We start from the raw sequence: 18,485 nt of genomic DNA, 5'->3' as shown, positions 1-18,485 counted from the left end.
AAAACTCAGTAACTTCATAACGATAATCGAACAGGAGGTTCTGCATGAACATCATGCGTCCAATCGCGATGGCCGCCGTCGCAAGCACCTTTGCGGCTCCAGCCTTGGCTGATCGCACGGAAACGATTTACATCAACCCATTTGCGGCTTTCCAGCTGTTTGACGATGACCGTGACTTGAGCGAATCAGGTACATTTGGCGCTGGCCTGGAATACCGATTCAAACCACACTGGGCGGTTGAAGCAATCTATTCCCGCGCTGATGCAGACCGTAAGTACGTTAGTGGGTCATCAGATTTTGAAGAATTTCGTGTAGATGGTATTTACTACTTTGCAGCTCCGGACGAAGTTTGGAACCCATACGTTTCTGTAGGCGCAGGGCACGCAAAATTCGGTGTTGATGATGTGATCAGCTATCGCACAACTGGCACCGACCACGACGAAACTCGCGTGAACGTGGGCACCGGTGTTCGTTACAACGTGACAGACTCGGTCTCTCTGCGTGGCGACCTGCGCGAGTTCCACGGCATCGACGAAAGCACCTTTGATACCCAGGTTTCTCTTGGTATCAGCTTCGCCTTTACCCGCACGGTTGGAAGCGCTGCGCCAGCGCCTAAGCGCCCAGCGGATACCGACGGTGACGGCGTACCTGATTCCCGTGACCAGTGCCCAGACACCCCGGCTGGCGCCTCCGTTGACAGCACTGGCTGTGAGCCAGATGCAGATCGCGATGGCGTAGCCGATGCACGTGATGCCTGCCCCGACACTCCGCGCGGTGCAAAAGTAGACAGCCGCGGCTGTGAGCTCGACAGCGATAACGACGGTGTCGTCGACAGTCAGGATTTGTGTCCTGACACAGCTGCCGGAGCTAAAGTGGATGACACAGGCTGCGAAGGCGTCACTGAAACCATCGACACCTTCACCGTTGAAGTTCAGTTCCCGACAAACAGCTCCACAATCGGTAACGCCTACGATGACGAAATCCGCCGCGTTGCAGATGCTCTTAAAGAAAACCCAGGAACCGTCGTAGAAATTGCCGGCCACGCCGACAACACAGGCAAAGCTAGCTACAACGAGTTCCTGTCACAGCGTCGCGCCGAAGCCGTAGCAGGACGTTTGACTGGCCCACTGGGAGTGGATCCCGAGAAAGTGAGCGCCAAAGGCTATGGTGAGAAAGAGCCCGTTGCCTCTAACAAAACCGCCGCTGGCCGCGCTGAAAACCGTCGGGTTGAAGCACGCATTCAGGTTCGTCGCTAAGACAGTCTGAGCGGTGTAAGAGTACGTGAAGATAAGAAAGGCGCCCCAGGGCGCCTTTCTTTTTGGCGGTTATCCCAGGGCACAACCATGTTGAGAGCAATCCATGTTCAGATTATTGGCTGGCCTGGTTTTTCTGTTCACGCTTAACGCGCCAACCCAAGCTCAGGTATTCCGGTGTAATGGCGCAGAAGGCAATACGGTTTTTTCCGACACGCCCTGTGGCAAAGATGCCAAAGCCATTCAGATCAGAGATAACCGTATCGGGGGCAGCTTCAATCAGAACCTGCCAGCCCCAGAAGCGGCGGAACCCGAGCCAAACGAAAAAAACGAAGAATCATATGGCAATGCACCCAAACCGGAAACCTGTCGTTTTATAAACTCTACAGACCTGCGCCGATACCGAATTAAAAACCAGGTGGTTGAGGGCATGACTCGGGAACATGTTCGTAGCGCTTTCGGTAACCCACCCGAAACTTATGTCGGCCCTCAGGAGGTCTGGATCTATCAGACTCGCTATTACGGTGCACTCTATGAGCTAACCTACGTTTACTTTAAGGATGGCTGTGTTGAGCGCGTGGAGTACCGCAAACCTTAACCGCATCCAACAACAGATTTCGGGGCGTCAGCGAGCGGGCGCAGAAATGGCCGAGTCGCACACGGTACCCCTGCTCCTCCAGAAAGATCCCATAATCCAGAACCAACCAGAGTTCCAACGGCCTACGGAACAGATGCCGGATAAGCTCGTAACGGCGAACGTCACCGTGGCGCTGAATACCATAGGCAAACCAACGATCAAAATCGGTGTTTGCAGGCAAATAAAGCTGCTTTTTCCCCGCTGCCCATTGGCAAAAAGCGGGAAAACCCTTCTGAATCAGCCGCGATGGGTAGGATGGCACAGGCAAATATTGATCTACCCCTCGCAGGGCCCGTTGCAACCCATCAAAACCCAAGCGCCACTGGTTTAGTCGACGGGTTTGCGCCCTAACTCTGGCGGGCGCCGTTACGGTTTCCCGTACCGCTAGGCGCAAATCAGCGCGATCTGGCGTCAGTCTGTTTCCGTATGCCGCTGCGTGCTCGGAGAGTGGCTGGTAACAATCTTCCGCTGCGAGGTGATAGCAACAAGGTGACAGACTCAGCCGCGGTAGCTCTGCTGCAGTTCCTTGCCTTAACAACTGTCGATGAAGATCACCACAGGCATGAAGCGCCACGCCATGGGTATTCGCGGGTATGTGTAGATGTTGCGCCATGACGTCTTGGCAGTAGATCTGAACGGCATCCCCGAAGTGCGCGGCAAGTTGATTGCCGCCGGCCACCAATTCGGGATTCCATTCATAGCCTTCAACGCTCTTGTGACTATGTACAGCAAGTGTTCGTGATAGATAACCTTTACCGCAGCACCAGTCTAAAATAGGTTGTTGAAACGGTGCCAGCGACGCTACAAATGCACCAGCCTGTTCCCGCTTCCGCCCTGGCATATCCGTTGCTCGAACCTCTGGCAGTGTCGCTGCCATGACCTTAGCTGGCTCAGGTGCCAGCTCGGGCAAGCTAACCATCTGTCCGTACTGGGCCAACTCTGGTACGTATTGGCAGGCTATTTCCGCCAGCGCCTCTGGTTCGTCATCCAGCTCATCACATTCGGTATCGGTAAGTTCTGCCACCGCGTGAGCCAACCTGGGATAGCGCCGAACCCACGCCGGTATCGGTTCTATAAACGGCGCTGGCTGCCAAATTGGCTGATGTTGCACGAGCCAATCATTGAGCTCTTGCCACCGTACATAAAAAGGCTCAGTAGGCTCACGAACCGTCACTCCTGATAGCGCCCCGGGCGAAATGCATCCAGACAAACCGCCGGCTCTTCGCCATCAATCACCTGGGCAATCACATCCGCACTGCCTGCGGAGAAAGTCCAACCAAAGGTGCCGTGTCCCGTGTTTAGATATAGATTTTGCCGCGGCCCCCGACCGATGATGGCAGGGCCATCTGGAGTCATAGGGCGAAAGCCTGTCCAGGTTTCTGCGGCGTTTAGATCCGCACAGCCCGGATACCGAGATTCAACGGATTTTCTGATGGTAGCAATGCGCGCCTCAGGGATATCACGGTTGAAATCCGCAAGCTCAACAAAACCCGTTGCACGCAGACGGTCACCCAAGCGGGTAGACACCACTTTGTAGTTGTCGTCGTGAATGGTGGAAGCCGGTGCGTTATCCGGGTTTTTCAAGGGCACCGTAATGCTATAGCCCTTGATCGGATATATAGGCAGCTTAAGGCCCAAAGGCCCAACCAACTCACCAGACCAGCAACCGGCACTGATCACAAAGGCGTCGGCGTCGAGTATTTCTTGCTGGCCGCTTTCGGTGCGCAGAACCACCGACTCCACGGTTTGGCTATTGGCAACCAGTCGCTCCACCTGAACGCCATAGCGAAAGCGAACATCTTTTTCTTCACAAGCTTTAGCCAATTCTTGGGAAAACAAATGGCAGTCGCCGGTGCCGTCAGTGTCGTAACTTAGCGCCCCATACAAAGGCCCGTTCTTAGCCATACCTGGCTCCGCCTCATATACCTGCTCTGGGGTCAGCAACCGGGAAGCTATGCCCATTTCGTTCAGTACGCGGTGCGTATCCCGGTGTGCTTCCAGTTCTTCAGGGGTACTGGCGAGGTGTAACAAGCCCCGGTGGCCGCCATCAAACGCTAAATTGAGCTCCTCTTCCAGCTTCAAGAAGCAATCACGGCTGTGGATACCAAGACGGAGCATTGCGCGCTTGTTAAAACCAAACAGGCCCGGCGACCACGCATAACGCAGAGTAGAAAACATGAACTGCACGGCGGCCAAGGAAGGCGGCATACGCAGTTTTAGCGGGCCGTCTTGCTTGAACAGCCAAGGTAACGCCTTGAACACCATGCTTGGGTCAGCCCAAGGATACACTACCCCGTAGGAGCGCTGAGCCGCATTGCCCTTGCTTGTCTCATTACCGGCCACACAATGTCGCTCCAACACCGTCACTTGGTGACCACGACGAACCAGTTCCCAGGCTGTGGTAACACCCACAACGCCACCACCAATAACGACAACGTGCATCTGCATCTCCATCCTGAATTAAACTAGCGTGACACTCAGCATCAAGGAAACCTCGTATCGCCCAATGTAGGCCAATAAACGGACAACTGATAAACTCGTGCATTTCAGATCCCACAATAGCAGTCAATTCGACTGCCCGTATTGGAGCCTAGCACCTGTCCATGAGTAAAAAACGTCGCGAGATTCCCGTATTCGATCACCCAATTATCGAAACTCACTGCCATTTGGATTACCTCAAGGATAGACCTCTAGAGGAAACCCTGGAACAAACCCGGCGAGTGAACATTGAGCGGGTGATTACCATCGCTGTGGCACCGGGCAACCTGGCACATGTACGTGAACTCAGCACCAAGGCCCCATGGCTTTACGGCACCCAGGGCATTCATCCCCACGAAGCGGAGAGCTACAGCGATACCGTAGAAGAAGAAATACGTAGCCACGCCCAAGACGATAAGATCGTTGCGATTGGCGAGATAGGGTTGGACTATTTTTATGAAAAAGCCGATCGAGCCGTCCAGCGTGAGGTTTTCCGGAGCCAGCTTCAAATTGCCTGTGACAACGACCGTCCGGTGGTTATCCATAGCCGTGAGGCAGACGAAGACACCATCGCTATACTCAAAGAATTCGAGCAGTCCCTCAAGCGCCGTGGTGTTATCCACAGCTTCACCTCCGGCCCAGGCCTTGCCCAGTACGCACTAGATCAGGGCTGGAACCTCGGCTTTAACGGCATTACCACGTTCAATAAGGCAGAGAACGTGCGGGATATTGTGCGCATGGCCCCTATCAGTCAGATACTTCTGGAAACCGACGCTCCGTTCCTCACGCCCGTGCCTTATCGTGGCAAGGAAAACGCCCCTTTCTATTTGCCTTTCGTCGCTGAAAAAATTGCGGAAGTGAAAGACCTACCGCTGGAAGAGGTGATTGTTCAAACTTACCAAAACAGCCTGCGAACGTTTTTCCCAGTGTGATATCAGCGCGTTTTCCAGCCTCTACATTGAGCTGTGGAGCTAAACCACTACCCAAGAGACAGAAAAACGCCCATAAACACTGGCGATAAAAACGACAGCAAAAAGCCTGAGGCAATCGCCACAGGCACACAGCCAAGGCCACCATTGCTGCGAATAACCGGAAGCGTAAAGTCCATGGATGTTGCCCCTCCATAGCCAATGGCCATGGCTGGCTGCCGATCAACAAGGGAATGATGGCCAGGGCGATGATTTCACGCAGTACGTCGTTGAGAAACGCCACACCGCCCCAGGCGGGGCCCAGGGCATCACCCACAACAATGCCGGAGAGCGAATACCAGCCAAACCCCGAGGCCAGCGCCAACACATCGTGCCACGGCAGCCCCAGCACCGGGACCAACAACACCCCTGCTAGCAAAGAGCTGACTACAATGGCCACCGCAATACCCAAACCCTGGGTGTTCATCAACAGTTTGCGCAAGGAAAGCCCGGCATTACGCAGCTGCAGGCCAATTAGAAACAGCAGCAGCATCAAAGACCAGGTGGCCAGTTGCTCTGCTTGCGGCAGGTCGGGCAACAGGAAATAGCCGGGCAACAAGCCCGCCAGCACGGCGAGCAGCGGCTTCAGTGCGGCCATGAATAACCGCACGTAGCCGGTACTGCCAGAGGCTGCGCCCTGTTGTTCCGGGTTCATGGGCCGCCAGCGATGAAACAGCCAAAGCCCCGCCATGTTGGCAACAAACAAAACCGCCACCAGAGCCGACACTTGGCCGGCCATGGTTCCAAGCTGGCTCGCCAGCCCTTCCATCTGACCCAACGCAAGCCCCAGAAGCGCCAGAATGAAATACACCAGAGCTTCCACCAAGTAATGAATAGCCGTCATCAATCGGCGGTTTTCAAGCGGCAGGGCGAACCCCAAAAACAGCGGGGCAAGAATGAGAAATGCGTCGGTAAACATCAGTGCACCGAGGGGTCAGAGCGATCCTGTACCAACACCCAAGGCGCAATAACCACAGCCCATAGCTCGGCATTGCGGTCGTACCAGGCTCGGGCTAAATCCGGGGATACGTCACCTACATCGTCGGCGCCAAGCCATTGCTCAAAGCGGACGCGGTTATCCGCTGTCAGCTCGGAAGCCACCTCCAGCAGATCCAAATTTTTACCAACGCGCACAACCTGCCCTCGGGCATAGTAAGTTTGCAGCTCATGCCACCGTATGCGGGAGGTTTCCAGGTTGAGCTTGGTTTTGATTTCATCGTTATTCTGAGAGGACGACATGACAGCCTTTTGCGATAGTGACAGTATAAACTGGCAAGATCTTAACCGATTGCGCAGGCCTCGTTCCAGATCTCCCTTATCTGGTCGGCTAGCGAGAGAGGGTCAAACGGTTTGGGAATCACGCCGGCGGCACCCAGTGCCAGGTAGTTCTGAACCTCGTCGCTCTGAACTTTCGCGGTCATAAATACCGCCGGTGTCGCCGCATAGCCAGGTAAACGTCGGATGGCCTTCAAAGTTGCCGGTCCATCCATGCCTGGCATCATGACATCCAGAACAATGAGCTGAGGCTGGCACGCATCTATCTGCTCCAACCCCTGCTGCCCCGATTCACAGGCCGTGAGTTCAAACCCACCAATAGCTTCCAGAGCTAATTCCGCGACCGCCCGGATGTCTGGCTCATCTTCAATCATCAAAATACGTTTAAGACTGTTATCTGGCGCCATCCCGGCTTTCCTCTCGATGTTCAATACCCAGCCGTCGCAGTAATGTGCGGCACTCAGGCCCATCAGCCTGATCGGCTGCCAGCAGGGCTGCTGTTCGCATCACCAGTTTCGACCGGCTAACGTTGCTTCTGCTCACAAAATACACAGCCCCAATTAATTCCCTGAGATCAAGCGGCAAGCGCCACTGCACTTTGATTCGATTGCCCAGTTTTTCTGCCCAACCGGCAATAGCAGTATCAATCTGTTCAAATTCCGGCGGCTCACCACTCTGGTCGCATTGGTTCTGTAGAACCTTCAGCGCCGCCAACTCCCCGGCCCGGCTCAAGAGGCCTGCGGTGTAGTAGGTTGCCGGCTTATCGCCCACCCTTATAGCCAACGCGCGGGCAGCCGCTGCAACTCGCAACGCCTGCTCCTGTTCAAGGCGCGCTCGTTCCGACAGGCGCAAGCAAGAGAGTTTACCCGCAATATCCAGAGATAACGCCAGCGCTTGATTCAATGCCATTGCAATACCAATCACACTGATCGCATCTCGTAGCGTTTTTACCGACGTGCCTGAACGGCGAAAAGAGGCACTGTTGGCTACATCCAGCATCTTGGCGCTCAGAGACGGCTCTTTTTTCCATTGTTCCGCAAGTGTCCCGGCGTCCAGCTCGTCGCGTTTTTCCATGAGGGTCAGAACCGCGGCGGCGTCAATCTGGCCCGGCAACTGGATTGCAGAATTACAGGCCGCCTCCATCTTCTCATCCAAGGTGCTCTCTCTGCTGCCACGAGCGGTGGATTCCGGCACCAGTTCTGTCAGCCTTTGGTGCAGAGCGCTTACCTGGAATGGCTTACTCATGTAGCCATTGATACCCAGATGGGCGGCGGCCAAAATGGAATCGCGGTCCGCACGGCCACTGATCATAAGCACCGGCACATGCGCGCTGGTTTTCCTTACCGCCCGAACCAACTCAAGCCCCGAGCCATCTGGTAAATTCCAGTCGACAATAATCAGATCTGCCGGCTGTTTTTCCCACGCACTGAGCGCAGTTTGTACCAACGTGCACTGGCGAATTCTTGCACCGGAGCATGCACTCGCTACAACGCTCTCCAGCAAGTCGCCGATCAGCTCATCGTCTTCGAGAATCAACACATGCATTGCGACGCTCTCGGTTTGCAGTTAAAGGTCACGGCAGATCCGCTGAAGCCACGGTTACGCCGTTACGCCCTGCGCGCTTGCGCTGGTAAAGAGCTCTGTCTGCAGCCTCAATGGCCTGTCCACCAGATTTATACCCGTTCAGTGTGGCCACACCGGCACTGAAACTGACCGAAAATTCCTCGCTGCCACCGTTAAACACCAGCTGAGCAAAATCCTGGCTCAGCGCCTCAAGCACTTCAACGGCTTTGTCCAACGAGCACTCGGGCAACACAACAACAAACTCTTCACCGCCATAACGGCCAATAATGTCCGTATTGCGTAACCGATGGCGAAGCAGGTTGGATAGGGCTTTGATGACCATATCCCCGGTGCCGTGACCGTAGGAGTCGTTGACCTGTTTAAAGTGATCCAAGTCCAGCATAGCCACAACAGAATCATGGCCGTTGCGGGCACAGCGTGCGTGTTCGCGATCCAGTTCTGCTTTGGCGAGCGCGTGTTTTAACAAGCCAGTAAGGCTATCAAGGGACACCAGTTTACCGAGCTGTCGGGCTCGATAGCAGCGTATTCTCGCGGTGCGCAGCAAAAACTCATCAGATACCGGCTTGGTAACAAAATCATCACCGCCACGGGCAAGCACATCCAGCTGCAGATCGCGATCTTCTTCCGATGAAAAGAAAATAATAGGTAGACTCAGCCACTCGGCCTGAAACCGTACCATTCGGGCCAAAGCCGGACCTTCGTAGCGCCCCATTTGTACATCCATGAGCAAAATGTCCGGCCGGAACTCTGCCAGCTCCGACAGCAGGCGTGATGGGTCGTTGAGCGCCCGCACCTGCAGCCCACCGCTGGTAAGAACGACCCGATAGTGCTCCAGCAGTTCGCTGTCGTCGTCCACAATCATCACCCGGCCGGTGAGCGTTGCCAGTCCTTCAGCCAGAAGCTGCTCTATCCGATCGGCAAGGGCAGGAATATCTTGGGGCTCATCAAGGCAAGCATCAACACCCAAGCACGCCAGTTGGTAACGAGTGGCAAAACCATGTTCACCACTGAAACAAATCACTGGAACGCCGTGCAGCCTAGGTAGCCAATATGCCCCCTCATCCTGAAGAAGCGTTTCCCTTACCATGACCAGATCAACATCATCCACGCTGTGCCACTGCTGGCCATTACATATGCTGCGCAACCGATACCCGTACAGAGCCAAACCTTGCGATATCAGCTCTGCAAGCTCCTGATCGGGCTCTAGAATCAACAACACAGGCTGGTTACCAGCCTCAGCCGGCTTGGGTTGATGCCAGCCAGTTGATATTGGCTCGGCTGCACCCAAAAGACTGCCAAGGCCAACGAAAACCTCGGCATAACCATCGGCCAGCAATCGCTTTAGCTGAACCTGAATACGACCGCTGTCTGCGCCCGCCGTAACCTGATCAGCCAGCGGCTTTAGTGCAATCTCAAGCTTCCGGGCCTGCTCTCCAAGCTGAGTAAAGCCCAAGGTGCCCGCCGAGCCTGCCAGCCTGTGCAACAGCTGATAAGCAACGACCAGCTCCTCGGTGGCTTCAGGGTGTTCGGATGCGCGAAAAATACTGGCGACCAGTCCCTCAATTTCACGTATCGTTTTATTCTGGAAACGATTACGAAGAATCTCCAGTTTTTTTCGCACCTCGGAAGAAGGGCTTTGAGGCATAAAGGCTCTTGCTGATTAACGCGCGTTAACGCTGTGAATTCTGTTTCAATCAATGTTCAATCAAAGCAAGTTTTCCAGAAAATAGCCAGACAGGAGCACGTTTTGAGCCATTTTTCCCTAGGTACCCGCCTTGCTGTAATCATAATACTTGGCAGCCTGGCAACCGTGGGCTCTGTGATCTATGCCGCTTACGGGGCACTGCTGGAAGATTTCGAAAGCAATCTGTCAGCGCAACAGGCCAGCGAAACCGCTCGGGTTTCCAACCTGGTCAGCCAGAACCTGGAGCTTCGCATCAATGTGCTGGATCAGTTTGCCACCCTTTTAACTGATAACGGTCAGCTGCTGTCTCCGGAACAACTTACCAAGCTACTAAAAAAACAGCAAAAACTGAGAGAGTTGTTCCCCCACAGCCTGAATGTTATGTCGCCAAACGCAACCAGCCTCGCGGAGAATATTTATGTACCGGGCAGAGTGGGCACTTATTTTGGTGACCTGCCCCACTGGAAAGAGGCCATTAAAATTCAGCGCCCAATGATCTCCCGCCCCGTTATCGGCCGGTCAACCGGTGTGCCGCTAATGATGTTTATTGTACCGATCAAAAGTGACAGCGGAGAACTGCTCGGTCTTCTCAGTGGCGCCCTGCGCATGGATCACACGGTGCTGATACCCGAGTACATAAGAAGCGATGCCAGTAAAGACGCTATTTTTCTGGTTGTAGACACAGACAACTTCTTATTTGTAGAAGGCTCCAGCCCGGGGAGAGTTATTGAGGACCTGCCAGACCCGGGAGAAAACTTACTGATAGATGCAGCCCTGTCAGGCATCCGTTTTGGGGAGGTTGAAAACGCATCAGGTGAGACGTTGATCTATGCAACCAACCATCTGCAGCGTCTGGGTTGGTTATTTATTCGCGCCGTTCCGAAATCGCTTGCGACCGCCCCCGCAGAACAGTCCTTCATCCGATTCTTTTTGATCAGCATAGGCGTAACGCTCGGCATATTGTTGCTGACCTATGTGGCGCTTCGGTCAACGACGGCCTCCCTTACTCAGATGACCCGCCGGATACGCTCCATGATCCAGAAGCCCGAATCCTCCCGTCGCCTTCAAGAGCAGGGAGCGCCTGAAGTGCGTGACTTGGCACATGCCTTTAACCAGTTGATGGATGAGCGAGACGCGAACAACCAACTCAAAGACAACTTTGTGTCTAATGTCAGCCATGAACTGCGAACGCCGCTGACCTCAATGAATGGCGCCCTGCGGCTGCTCCAGTCTGGCACCACGGGCGAACTCCCCGAACGCGCCAAAGAGATGACAACACTGGCTTTACGCAACGGCGAACGTCTGCAACGGCTCATCGGCGATATGCTCGATTTCAATAAACTCTCAAACAATAAAATGCGTTTGAGCCTGCAGCCTGAAGATCTGCGGGAATTACTCACAGAAACCGTCAGTAGCAACGAAACCATGGCCCGGGAATCTGGCGCCAGACTGATCACAGGCGACATCCCTAACGTGCTTTTAAAAACAGATGGCCATCGGTTACGGCAAATTCTGGACAACTTCATCAGCAACGCCATCAAGTTCTCGCCAGAGAACGGCTTGGTCACCATCCAGGCCGAAAAAACGGATCACAACCGGCTACGCATTACAGTCAACGACGAAGGTGAAGGCGTACCAGACGGATTCAAGCATCAGCTTTTTGATCGCTTTGCCCAGGCAGAAGTAGGCACAACCCGCGCAACCAGTGGCACTGGTCTCGGCTTAGCGATCAGCCGCCAGCTTGCTGGTCTGCTGAACGGCGATGTCGGATTCTTTAACCGTGGCGGCGCGCACTTCTGGGTTGAGTTACCCATCGGCGACACCTCTCACCCGGAGGGCCAGGCATCATGAAAACACCTGATTTACCTACCAATGAGCGCGCCAGGCAAACGGCATTGGACCAACTACGAATTCTGGACACCCCTCAAGAAGAACGTTTTGACCGACTCACGCGCATAGCCGCAAGGCTGCTGGATGCGCCCATCGCTCTGATTTCTCTGATCGACCGCGACCGGCAGTGGTTTAAGTCCTGCGTTGGGCTGGGGGTTAGCGAAACACCCAGAGGTATCTCGTTTTGCAGCCACGCCATTTTAGGCAGGCAACAGCTGGTGATTGAGGATACGCGGGAAGATGAGCGTTTCTTTGATAACCCCCTGGTGACAGGCGACCCGCACATTCGCTTTTATGCTGGCACACCGCTATACAGCGCGGACGATCATGCCTTGGGCACGTTGTGCGTCATCGACCGTAAACCACGCACGCTGAGCGCAGAAGATCGGCAGTTTCTGCGGGACCTGGCCGACTGTGTCGAAGAGCAGATCAGCGCTCGCGAACTGGCCATTCACTATCGAGAGCAGGAACTAGAGCAACAGAATGAATCCCTGGCAATGCTCAAACAGTTAGCAGACCTGGTACCCGGCGGGCTTTACCAATTTCGCCTCTATCCGGATGGACGCATGAACTACCCTTATAGCAGCAAGGGAATTGAGCGCATGTTCGGTGTGACCCAGGCGCAGGCACGAGAGGATGCGGCAGCGTTGTTTGCGATGATCAATCCCGATGACCTACCCGCTGTAAAAGCCTCGATTGACGAGTCTGCAAGTCAGCTATGCACTTGGTCGATCCAATTCAGGATGCGCAGAAAGGATCACAGCTGGCGCTGGATTGAGGGTAACTCAACGCCACAAAAACTCCCCGATAACAGCGTGATCTGGCATGGCTACCTTGAAGATATCGATGATAAAAAACGGGCACTACTGGGGCTACAGGAAAGTGAACAGCAGCTTCGGCGCCTGTTTGAACTCGCACCAACCGGTATCATTCTTGCTGATTATCAGACGGCGACAATCATCGACGTGAATGCTGCCATGCTCAAGTCGACCGGCTATCAAAAAGACGAGTTCTTGAAACTTAGCTACCGCCAGCTACTTTCCCCAAGCCACACATCCCTGCGAACCGAAGTTCTGGAACAGTTAAGGCAGAAGGGCTATTTCGGCCCCCTTGAGCAAGAAATAATCGACTGCAAGGGCGCCAGCTACCCAGCGATCGTTCACAGCATGCTGATACGCGATTCTTCGGAGCGAAAACTGCTCTGGATTTTGCTGGAGGACATTTCGGAGCGTAAAAAAGTGGAACGCATAAAAAATCAGTTTGTGTCTACCGTCAGCCACGAACTGCGAACACCCCTCACCTCTATTGCGGGCGCCATCGGGCTGCTGGCAGGCGGTGCCGCAGGAGCGCTTCCTCCAAAAGCGCAAGATATGATGGCCATTGCCGAGCGTAATGCACGACAACTGGCAACGTTAATCGATGATCTTCTGGATATCGAAAAGCTGGTGGCAGGCAAACTGAAGCTCAACATGCAGCGGCAACCGTTACAGCCGCTGCTTGAGCAGGCGGTCAGCACCAATCAAGCTTATGGCGCGCAGCGCACTGTCGACATCCACCTTATCCCCGACACTCCGGAGACTGCCGTCTTCGTAGACGGTCAACGGCTGCAGCAGGCGCTGAACAATCTGATTTCCAACGCGGTAAAATTCTCACCAGACAGCGGTCGAGTAGAGCTCTCTGTTCGGCACCAAGTATTCGAAGGCAAGCCAGCCGTCACTGTTGCCGTGCGAGACAGCGGACAGGGTGTTCCGGAAGCTTTCCGGGATCAGATTTTCCAGCGTTTTGCCCAGGCAGACAGCTCAGACACCCGTAGCCAAGGCGGAACCGGGCTTGGCCTCGCCATAACACGGGAGCTGATTACCATGATGGCGGGCGACGTCGGTTTTGAGTCGTTACCGAGCCAGGGTGCTACCTTCTGGATACGTCTACCGATCGCAAACAACAACCCATAAAAAAACCGACAGCCCTAAACGGGCTGCCGGTTTTTATCTGAACCAGTAGAACAGTGGCTCAGGCAGACTTGAGCATCTCACGCACCACATAGTGCAAAATGCCACCGTGGGTGAAATACACAGCCTCATTGGCCGTATCTATCCGCGACTTCAGCTCACAGCTTTCGGTAGAACCGTCTTTGTAGGTTACCGTCATGGTCAGGGTCTGGCCTGGTTTAATCTCACCGGACAGTCCATCAATGGAGATGGTTTCCTCGCCGGTAAGCTTCAAGCTCTTGCGGTCCGTACCTTCCGGGAACTGCAAAGGCATAACGCCCATGCCGATCAGGTTGGAACGGTGAATCCGCTCGTAGGATTCCGCCACAACCGCCCGAACACCCAGCAGCCGCGTACCCTTGGCCGCCCAGTCTCGGCTAGAGCCTGTGCCGTATTCCTTACCGGCAATGACCACAAGCGGTGTGCCCTGCTCCTGATATTTCATGGCGGCATCGTAGATCGCCATTTGGTCGCCGGTGGGCACAAACTTAGTGAAACCACCTTCGACACCGTCCAGCATCTCGTTGCGAATGCGCACGTTGGCAAAAGTGCCACGCATCATCACCTCGTGGTTACCGCGGCGAGAGCCGTAAGAGTTGAAATCTTTCGGTTTCACTCCGTGCTCCTGCAGGTATTTACCCGCCGGAGAATCCGCACTGAACGAGCCGGCCGGTGAGATGTGGTCGGTGGTTACGGAATCACCCAGCAGCGCCAGAATGCGCGCATCCTTCACGTTTTCAATCGGCTCCGGGTCTTCGCCCATGCCTTCAAAGAATGGCGGGTGTTGAATGTACGTAGACTTATCAGACCATTCGTAAACCTTGCTCTCAGGTACTTTGATGGCCTTCCAAGTGTCATCGCCATCAAACACTTCGGCGTATTCCTTGCGGTACATGTCGGTTTTCACTTTTTCTACCGCGTCGGCCACTTCTTTCTGGCTAGGCCACAGGTCTTTCAGGAATACTGGGTTGCCTTCGTTGTCTTTGCCCAGTGGCTCCTTATCCAAATCCAGCCGCACGTTACCGGCCAGAGCATAGGCCACAACCAAGGGGGGCGATGCCAACCAGTTGGTTTTCACCAAGGGGTGCACCCGGCCCTCAAAGTTACGGTTACCAGAGAGCACTGATGCGACGGTGATGTCGCCATCCACAACGGCTTTTTCAACCGCATCTGGCAGCGGGCCAGAGTTACCAATACAGGTGGTGCAACCGTACCCTACTAAGTTAAACCCAAGCTCGTTTAGATCATCCTGAAAACCGCCTACACGCAGGTAATCAGTGACCACTTTAGAGCCTGGTGCCAGTGAGGTTTTCACCCAAGGCTTGGTTGTCAGCCCTTTGGCGACGGCCTTCTGGGCAACCAAACCGGCTGCCATCATAACGCTGGGATTAGAGGTGTTGGTGCAAGAGGTAATGGCGGCAATCACCACCGCGCCCGGGTCGAGCCGCGTTTTCTCGCCATTGAGCTCCAGGGGCTGGCTTGATGGGTGATGGTAGCTGTTGTCCACACCCACCGCTGTCTGGCCACCTTCCGATTCCAGATTGCTCTCACGGGTATCAGATGCTTCTGGCACGCCTTCGGCTGTTGACATCAACAATTCGAATGTGGATTTCATGTTCTTCAAGGCAACCCGGTCCTGAGGACGCTTCGGCCCAGCCAAGCTTGCCTCCACCTCACTCATATCCAGCTCCAGGGTGGCTGTATAAACCGGCTCGTGGCCAGGTTCACGCCACAGGCCCTGGGCTTTGGCATAAGCTTCTACCAACTCTACTTGCTCATCTTCTCGGCCGGTTAGGCGCAGGTAGTTAAGGGTTTGTTCGTCCACCGGGAAGAAGCCACAGGTGGCGCCATACTCAGGCGACATATTGGCAATGGTGGCACGATCTGCCACGGGCATGTCCTTAAGGCCATCGCCATAGAACTCCACAAATTTGCCAACCACACCCTTGCTGCGAAGCATTTCGGTGACGGTCAGCACCAAATCTGTAGCAGTGATGCCTTCGCGCAGCTTGCCAGAAACCTTAAAGCCCACCACTTCCGGAATCAGCATGGATACAGGCTGCCCGAGCATCGCCGCCTCTGCTTCAATACCGCCAACACCCCAGCCAAGAATACCCAAGCCGTTGATCATGGTGGTGTGTGAGTCTGTTCCAACCAGCGTATCTGGGTAGGCCAGGGTTTTACCGCCCTGCTCTTTGTACCACACGGTTTTACCCAGGTACTCAAGGTTTACTTGGTGGCAGATGCCAGTCCCCGGCGGAACCACGCGGAAATTATCAAAGGCCTGCTGCCCCCAACGCAAGAATTCGTAACGCTCCTGGTTACGCTCCATCTCGATGGATACGTTCTCGGAAAAAGCGGTGGGCGTACCAAACTCGTCAACCATCACCGAATGATCAATCACCAGATCCACAGGCGACAGAGGGTTAATCAGTGCGGGGTTCTTGCCTGCCTTTTTAACGGCCTCACGCATGGCGGCCAAATCAACCACACCGGGAACACCGGTAAAATCCTGCATCAGCACCCGGGCCGGGCGGAACTGAATTTCAGTCTCTGAGTGCCTGTCTTTCAGCCACTGGGCCATGGCATTGATGTGGCTCTGGTCTACCGTTGTGCCATCTTCATTACGCAACAGGTTTTCCAGAAGCACTTTCAGTGAAAATGGCAAACGGCTTAGATCGCCAAGCGACTCTGCCGCTTTGGGCAGGCTGTAATAATGGAATGTTTTTCCGCCCGCGCTCAAGTCACTAAGCGTATTCAGGCTGTCTTTTCCAAGGTTATCGTTCGACATACTGTGCCTCCATTATTCGTTGTGATCTGAGCACAGCTTCAGGTGCTCGCTGCGACAGTAAACAATCAGGCTGGCGCATAAATGAGGGAATGTGAAGTCTTATATAACTATTGCACCGTTTAGCCAGAGTTCAACCATGATCTGGTGAATGTTCGGGATTCGCGGGCTGAATACTCAGTTGCTGCGCGTTCGTGAAGCGAACTGGCAACAGGTTTGCTGCGATCTAGCGGGACATCTGGCATTATTGTTACTCAGTTTTCTGATGGATCAGGACAAGCCCCTACCGTGAAACACGATTGTCACTACCACCCAGGCAACCCTGCCAAATGGCACTGCGGCGAATGCCAGGTTCACTACTGCACCCGCTGCATGCCAGATGCGGATACCCGACAGCGCAGAGCGCTGTGCCCCAAATGCAGCAAAGCCATGCGGTATATGGGTGCCGCAACCGAGGTTGTACCTTTTTGGAATCGAATCGGGTCGTTTTTTCGTTACCCGTTCCATTCCGATCCGTTAATCGTCATTGCCATTTGCACCCTTGTTCCCATTGTTGCGCCCGCCAATCTGATCGGACTCCTGATCTGGCTGCTGCTGGCACTGGCGTTGTTCAAGTACACCTATGCGGTAATCAATCACACCGCTGAAGGCCACTTGAAACCACCCTCCGTGTCTGTCGCTTTCACAGGCAGCGGGTTTAATATTGTCATTCTCCAGCTTCTGGTTTTCATCGTGATGGGCGGGCTGGTTGGCTTGGCAGCCAAGATGGGTGGGCCGTTGCTAATGATGCTAACACTGGCCTTTGTGGTGTTGGCACTGCCCGCCAGCATTATGGTTTTAGCCATGGAACGCTCTGTGGGCGCCGCCGTAAACCCGATGAATCTCGCAGTATTGATTTCACGCATCGGCACCCCCTACTTTCTGCTGTACGGCTACTTGATCCTGCTCCTCTTGGCCTCCGGCATGGCTCAAGACTTTGCCATCAACCAATTCCCGCTCTGGTTATCACAACCCTTGTCCGGTTTTCTCAACAGTACCTTCACGCTGATTCTGTTCAATATGCTTGGTTACCTGCTTTTTCAGTATCAGGAGGAGCTGGGGTTTGCGGCGGATATTCAAGATGAAACTTCAGATATGGATATGCACCAGCGGGATCGCAGCACCCGTTTTGATGCAGACATTGATATGAACGTGAAAGACGGCAACTACGACCGCGTTCAAGGCATGCTGAAGGAATCACTGAAGCAGAATCGCCTTGATCCGGTGCGCATCGAACAGCTCTATCAGCTGCTGGTTGCCCGGAACGATGGGATTGAGGTTTACCAATACCACCCCCGAATTCTGGGCTGGCTGGCCGACCGGAACGACGGTGACGGCATAGCCTCAGTGCTTGCCATGCTTGATCAGGCTGAACCGGGTTTCAAACTGGATGACGCAGCGCTGTCTGTCCGCTGTGCTCAATGCCTCTATCACCGCGGTCTCTTCAAGCAAGCTTTGCGGCTGTTGCAGGATTTCCACAAACGCTTCCCAGATAGCGAGGAGCTTGCCCCAGCGTACTTGCTGGTTGCACAAACGCTAGCAAATGGTATGAATCAGTGGGAGAAGGCTTCGGCCTTCCTGACGTTTATTCAGAAGCGTTGTGCTAGCCATCCGTTGCATGCACAGATTCCGGTGTTTCTGGCACAAGCTGAAAAGCGGGAACTTCTAAAAGGCCCCAAAGCGTCATTCGCAACGCCAGATTAGGGAAGCTGAGGAGTAAGGCCTATGAGGGCAGAGCACCCCAAAACACGCTGTGAATACGTCCTTGTACGCTCGGCTCCGCCATCCATGGCTCCGCACGGTTTTGGGGTGCTCTGCCCTCACAGGCCCCAAGCTGCGTCAAGTCGCCTGAAGCAACTGACGATAGTGGCGGGCTTTAGGCGCCATCTCTAGTTTTTCGA

At 54.4% G+C, this 18,485-nt stretch carries 14 protein-coding genes and 1 pseudogene; 7 read left to right on the top strand and 8 right to left on the bottom strand.

The genetic code is table 11. The annotated features are described in order from the left end of the window. Positions 1 to 44 precede the first annotated feature (44 nt). Together ACTH3S_RS06930 and ACTH3S_RS06925 are read left to right on the top strand one after the other, a co-directional pair. On the top strand, positions 45 to 1,256 hold the full coding sequence (locus ACTH3S_RS06930; protein WP_441808285.1) for an OmpA family protein: 1,212 nt from the start codon (positions 45 to 47) through the stop codon (positions 1,254 to 1,256). Positions 1,257 to 1,359: 103 nt separating this feature from the next. Continuing rightward, positions 1,360 to 1,851, top strand: a complete 492-nt coding sequence (locus tag ACTH3S_RS06925; protein WP_441808284.1) for a DUF4124 domain-containing protein — start codon at positions 1,360 to 1,362, stop codon at positions 1,849 to 1,851. On the opposite strand, the gene ACTH3S_RS06920 is transcribed toward ACTH3S_RS06925, so the two are convergent. After that, positions 1,808 to 3,001: a methyltransferase gene (locus tag ACTH3S_RS06920; RefSeq protein ID WP_441808283.1), complete on the bottom strand. Its 1,194-nt coding sequence runs from the start codon at positions 2,999 to 3,001 to the stop codon at positions 1,808 to 1,810. The two genes, ACTH3S_RS06925 and ACTH3S_RS06920, sit on opposite strands and share 44 nt — an antisense overlap. Positions 3,002 to 3,060: 59 nt before the next feature. Then, positions 3,061 to 4,332, bottom strand: coding sequence for a D-amino acid dehydrogenase (locus tag ACTH3S_RS06915; protein ID WP_441808282.1), 1,272 nt, complete (start codon positions 4,330 to 4,332; stop codon positions 3,061 to 3,063). 161 nt (positions 4,333 to 4,493) lie between these two features. Between ACTH3S_RS06915 and ACTH3S_RS06910 the strand changes: the two genes are divergently transcribed. After that, positions 4,494 to 5,300, top strand: coding sequence for a TatD family hydrolase (locus ACTH3S_RS06910; protein WP_441808281.1), 807 nt, complete (start codon positions 4,494 to 4,496; stop codon positions 5,298 to 5,300). Between the two features lie 47 nt (positions 5,301 to 5,347). On the opposite strand, the pseudogene ACTH3S_RS06905 reads toward ACTH3S_RS06910, so the two are convergent. The 5 genes and pseudogenes from ACTH3S_RS06905 to ACTH3S_RS06885 form a co-directional block, all read right to left on the bottom strand. After that, positions 5,348 to 6,255 (bottom strand): annotated as a pseudogene (locus ACTH3S_RS06905) (lysine exporter LysO family protein). Then, a complete protein-coding gene (locus ACTH3S_RS06900; RefSeq protein ID WP_441808280.1) occupies positions 6,255 to 6,575 on the bottom strand; it encodes a DUF2288 domain-containing protein in 321 nt (106 codons plus the stop codon). Before ACTH3S_RS06900 ends, ACTH3S_RS06905 begins: the two are co-directional and overlap by 1 nt. A 41-nt stretch (positions 6,576 to 6,616) precedes the next feature. Continuing rightward, a complete protein-coding gene (locus ACTH3S_RS06895) occupies positions 6,617 to 7,018 on the bottom strand; it encodes a response regulator (RefSeq protein WP_441808279.1) in 402 nt (133 codons plus the stop codon). Then, on the bottom strand, positions 7,005 to 8,156 hold the full coding sequence (locus ACTH3S_RS06890; RefSeq protein ID WP_441808278.1) for an HDOD domain-containing protein: 1,152 nt from the start codon (positions 8,154 to 8,156) through the stop codon (positions 7,005 to 7,007). Before ACTH3S_RS06890 ends, ACTH3S_RS06895 begins: the two co-directional genes overlap by 14 nt. A gap of 28 nt (positions 8,157 to 8,184) precedes the next feature. Then, positions 8,185 to 9,840: a diguanylate cyclase gene (locus ACTH3S_RS06885; protein ID WP_441808277.1), complete on the bottom strand. Its 1,656-nt coding sequence runs from the start codon at positions 9,838 to 9,840 to the stop codon at positions 8,185 to 8,187. A 102-nt stretch (positions 9,841 to 9,942) separates the two neighbouring features. Between ACTH3S_RS06885 and ACTH3S_RS06880 the strand changes: the two genes are divergently transcribed. Together ACTH3S_RS06880 and ACTH3S_RS06875 are read left to right on the top strand one after the other, a co-directional pair. Next, positions 9,943 to 11,730, top strand: a complete 1,788-nt coding sequence (locus ACTH3S_RS06880; RefSeq protein WP_441808276.1) for an ATP-binding protein — start codon at positions 9,943 to 9,945, stop codon at positions 11,728 to 11,730. Further along, positions 11,727 to 13,721, top strand: a complete 1,995-nt coding sequence (locus ACTH3S_RS06875; protein WP_441808275.1) for an ATP-binding protein — start codon at positions 11,727 to 11,729, stop codon at positions 13,719 to 13,721. Before ACTH3S_RS06880 ends, ACTH3S_RS06875 begins: the two co-directional genes overlap by 4 nt. 58 nt (positions 13,722 to 13,779) lie before the next feature. On the opposite strand, the gene acnA is transcribed toward ACTH3S_RS06875, so the two are convergent. Next, a complete protein-coding gene (acnA, locus tag ACTH3S_RS06870; RefSeq protein WP_441808274.1) occupies positions 13,780 to 16,548 on the bottom strand; it encodes an aconitate hydratase AcnA in 2,769 nt (922 codons plus the stop codon). A gap of 148 nt (positions 16,549 to 16,696) precedes the next feature. On the opposite strand from acnA, the gene ACTH3S_RS06865 reads away from it, so the two are divergent. Next, positions 16,697 to 16,837, top strand: a complete 141-nt coding sequence (locus ACTH3S_RS06865; RefSeq protein WP_441808273.1) for a hypothetical protein — start codon at positions 16,697 to 16,699, stop codon at positions 16,835 to 16,837. Then, the gene (locus ACTH3S_RS06860) at positions 16,834 to 18,288 is read left to right on the top strand and encodes a hypothetical protein (protein WP_441808272.1); all 1,455 of its coding nucleotides are present in this window, start codon (positions 16,834 to 16,836) and stop codon (positions 18,286 to 18,288) included. The genes ACTH3S_RS06865 and ACTH3S_RS06860 overlap by 4 nt, the downstream gene beginning before the upstream one ends. Positions 18,289 to 18,485: the final 197 nt, after the last annotated feature.

This window comes from Marinobacter sp., assembly GCF_052094685.1.
GTDB lineage: Bacteria > Pseudomonadota > Gammaproteobacteria > Pseudomonadales > Oleiphilaceae > Marinobacter.
The sequence above is the reverse complement of the archived record's forward strand: the minus strand, read 5'-3'. Positions and strand labels throughout refer to the sequence as shown.

Coding starts and splice junctions, on each gene's coding strand:
- ACTH3S_RS06930 (WP_441808285.1), top strand. CDS start 45: ATGAACATCATGCGTCCAATCGCGATGGCCGCCGTCGCAAGCACCTTT.
- ACTH3S_RS06925 (WP_441808284.1), top strand. CDS start 1,360: ATGTTCAGATTATTGGCTGGCCTGGTTTTTCTGTTCACGCTTAACGCG.
- ACTH3S_RS06915 (WP_441808282.1), bottom strand. CDS start 4,332: ATGCACGTTGTCGTTATTGGTGGTGGCGTTGTGGGTGTTACCACAGCC.
- ACTH3S_RS06910 (WP_441808281.1), top strand. CDS start 4,494: ATGAGTAAAAAACGTCGCGAGATTCCCGTATTCGATCACCCAATTATC.
- ACTH3S_RS06900 (WP_441808280.1), bottom strand. CDS start 6,575: ATGTCGTCCTCTCAGAATAACGATGAAATCAAAACCAAGCTCAACCTG.
- ACTH3S_RS06895 (WP_441808279.1), bottom strand. CDS start 7,018: ATGGCGCCAGATAACAGTCTTAAACGTATTTTGATGATTGAAGATGAG.
- ACTH3S_RS06890 (WP_441808278.1), bottom strand. CDS start 8,156: ATGCATGTGTTGATTCTCGAAGACGATGAGCTGATCGGCGACTTGCTG.
- ACTH3S_RS06885 (WP_441808277.1), bottom strand. CDS start 9,840: ATGCCTCAAAGCCCTTCTTCCGAGGTGCGAAAAAAACTGGAGATTCTT.
- ACTH3S_RS06875 (WP_441808275.1), top strand. CDS start 11,727: ATGAAAACACCTGATTTACCTACCAATGAGCGCGCCAGGCAAACGGCA.
- acnA (WP_441808274.1), bottom strand. CDS start 16,548: ATGTCGAACGATAACCTTGGAAAAGACAGCCTGAATACGCTTAGTGAC.
- ACTH3S_RS06865 (WP_441808273.1), top strand. CDS start 16,697: ATGTTCGGGATTCGCGGGCTGAATACTCAGTTGCTGCGCGTTCGTGAA.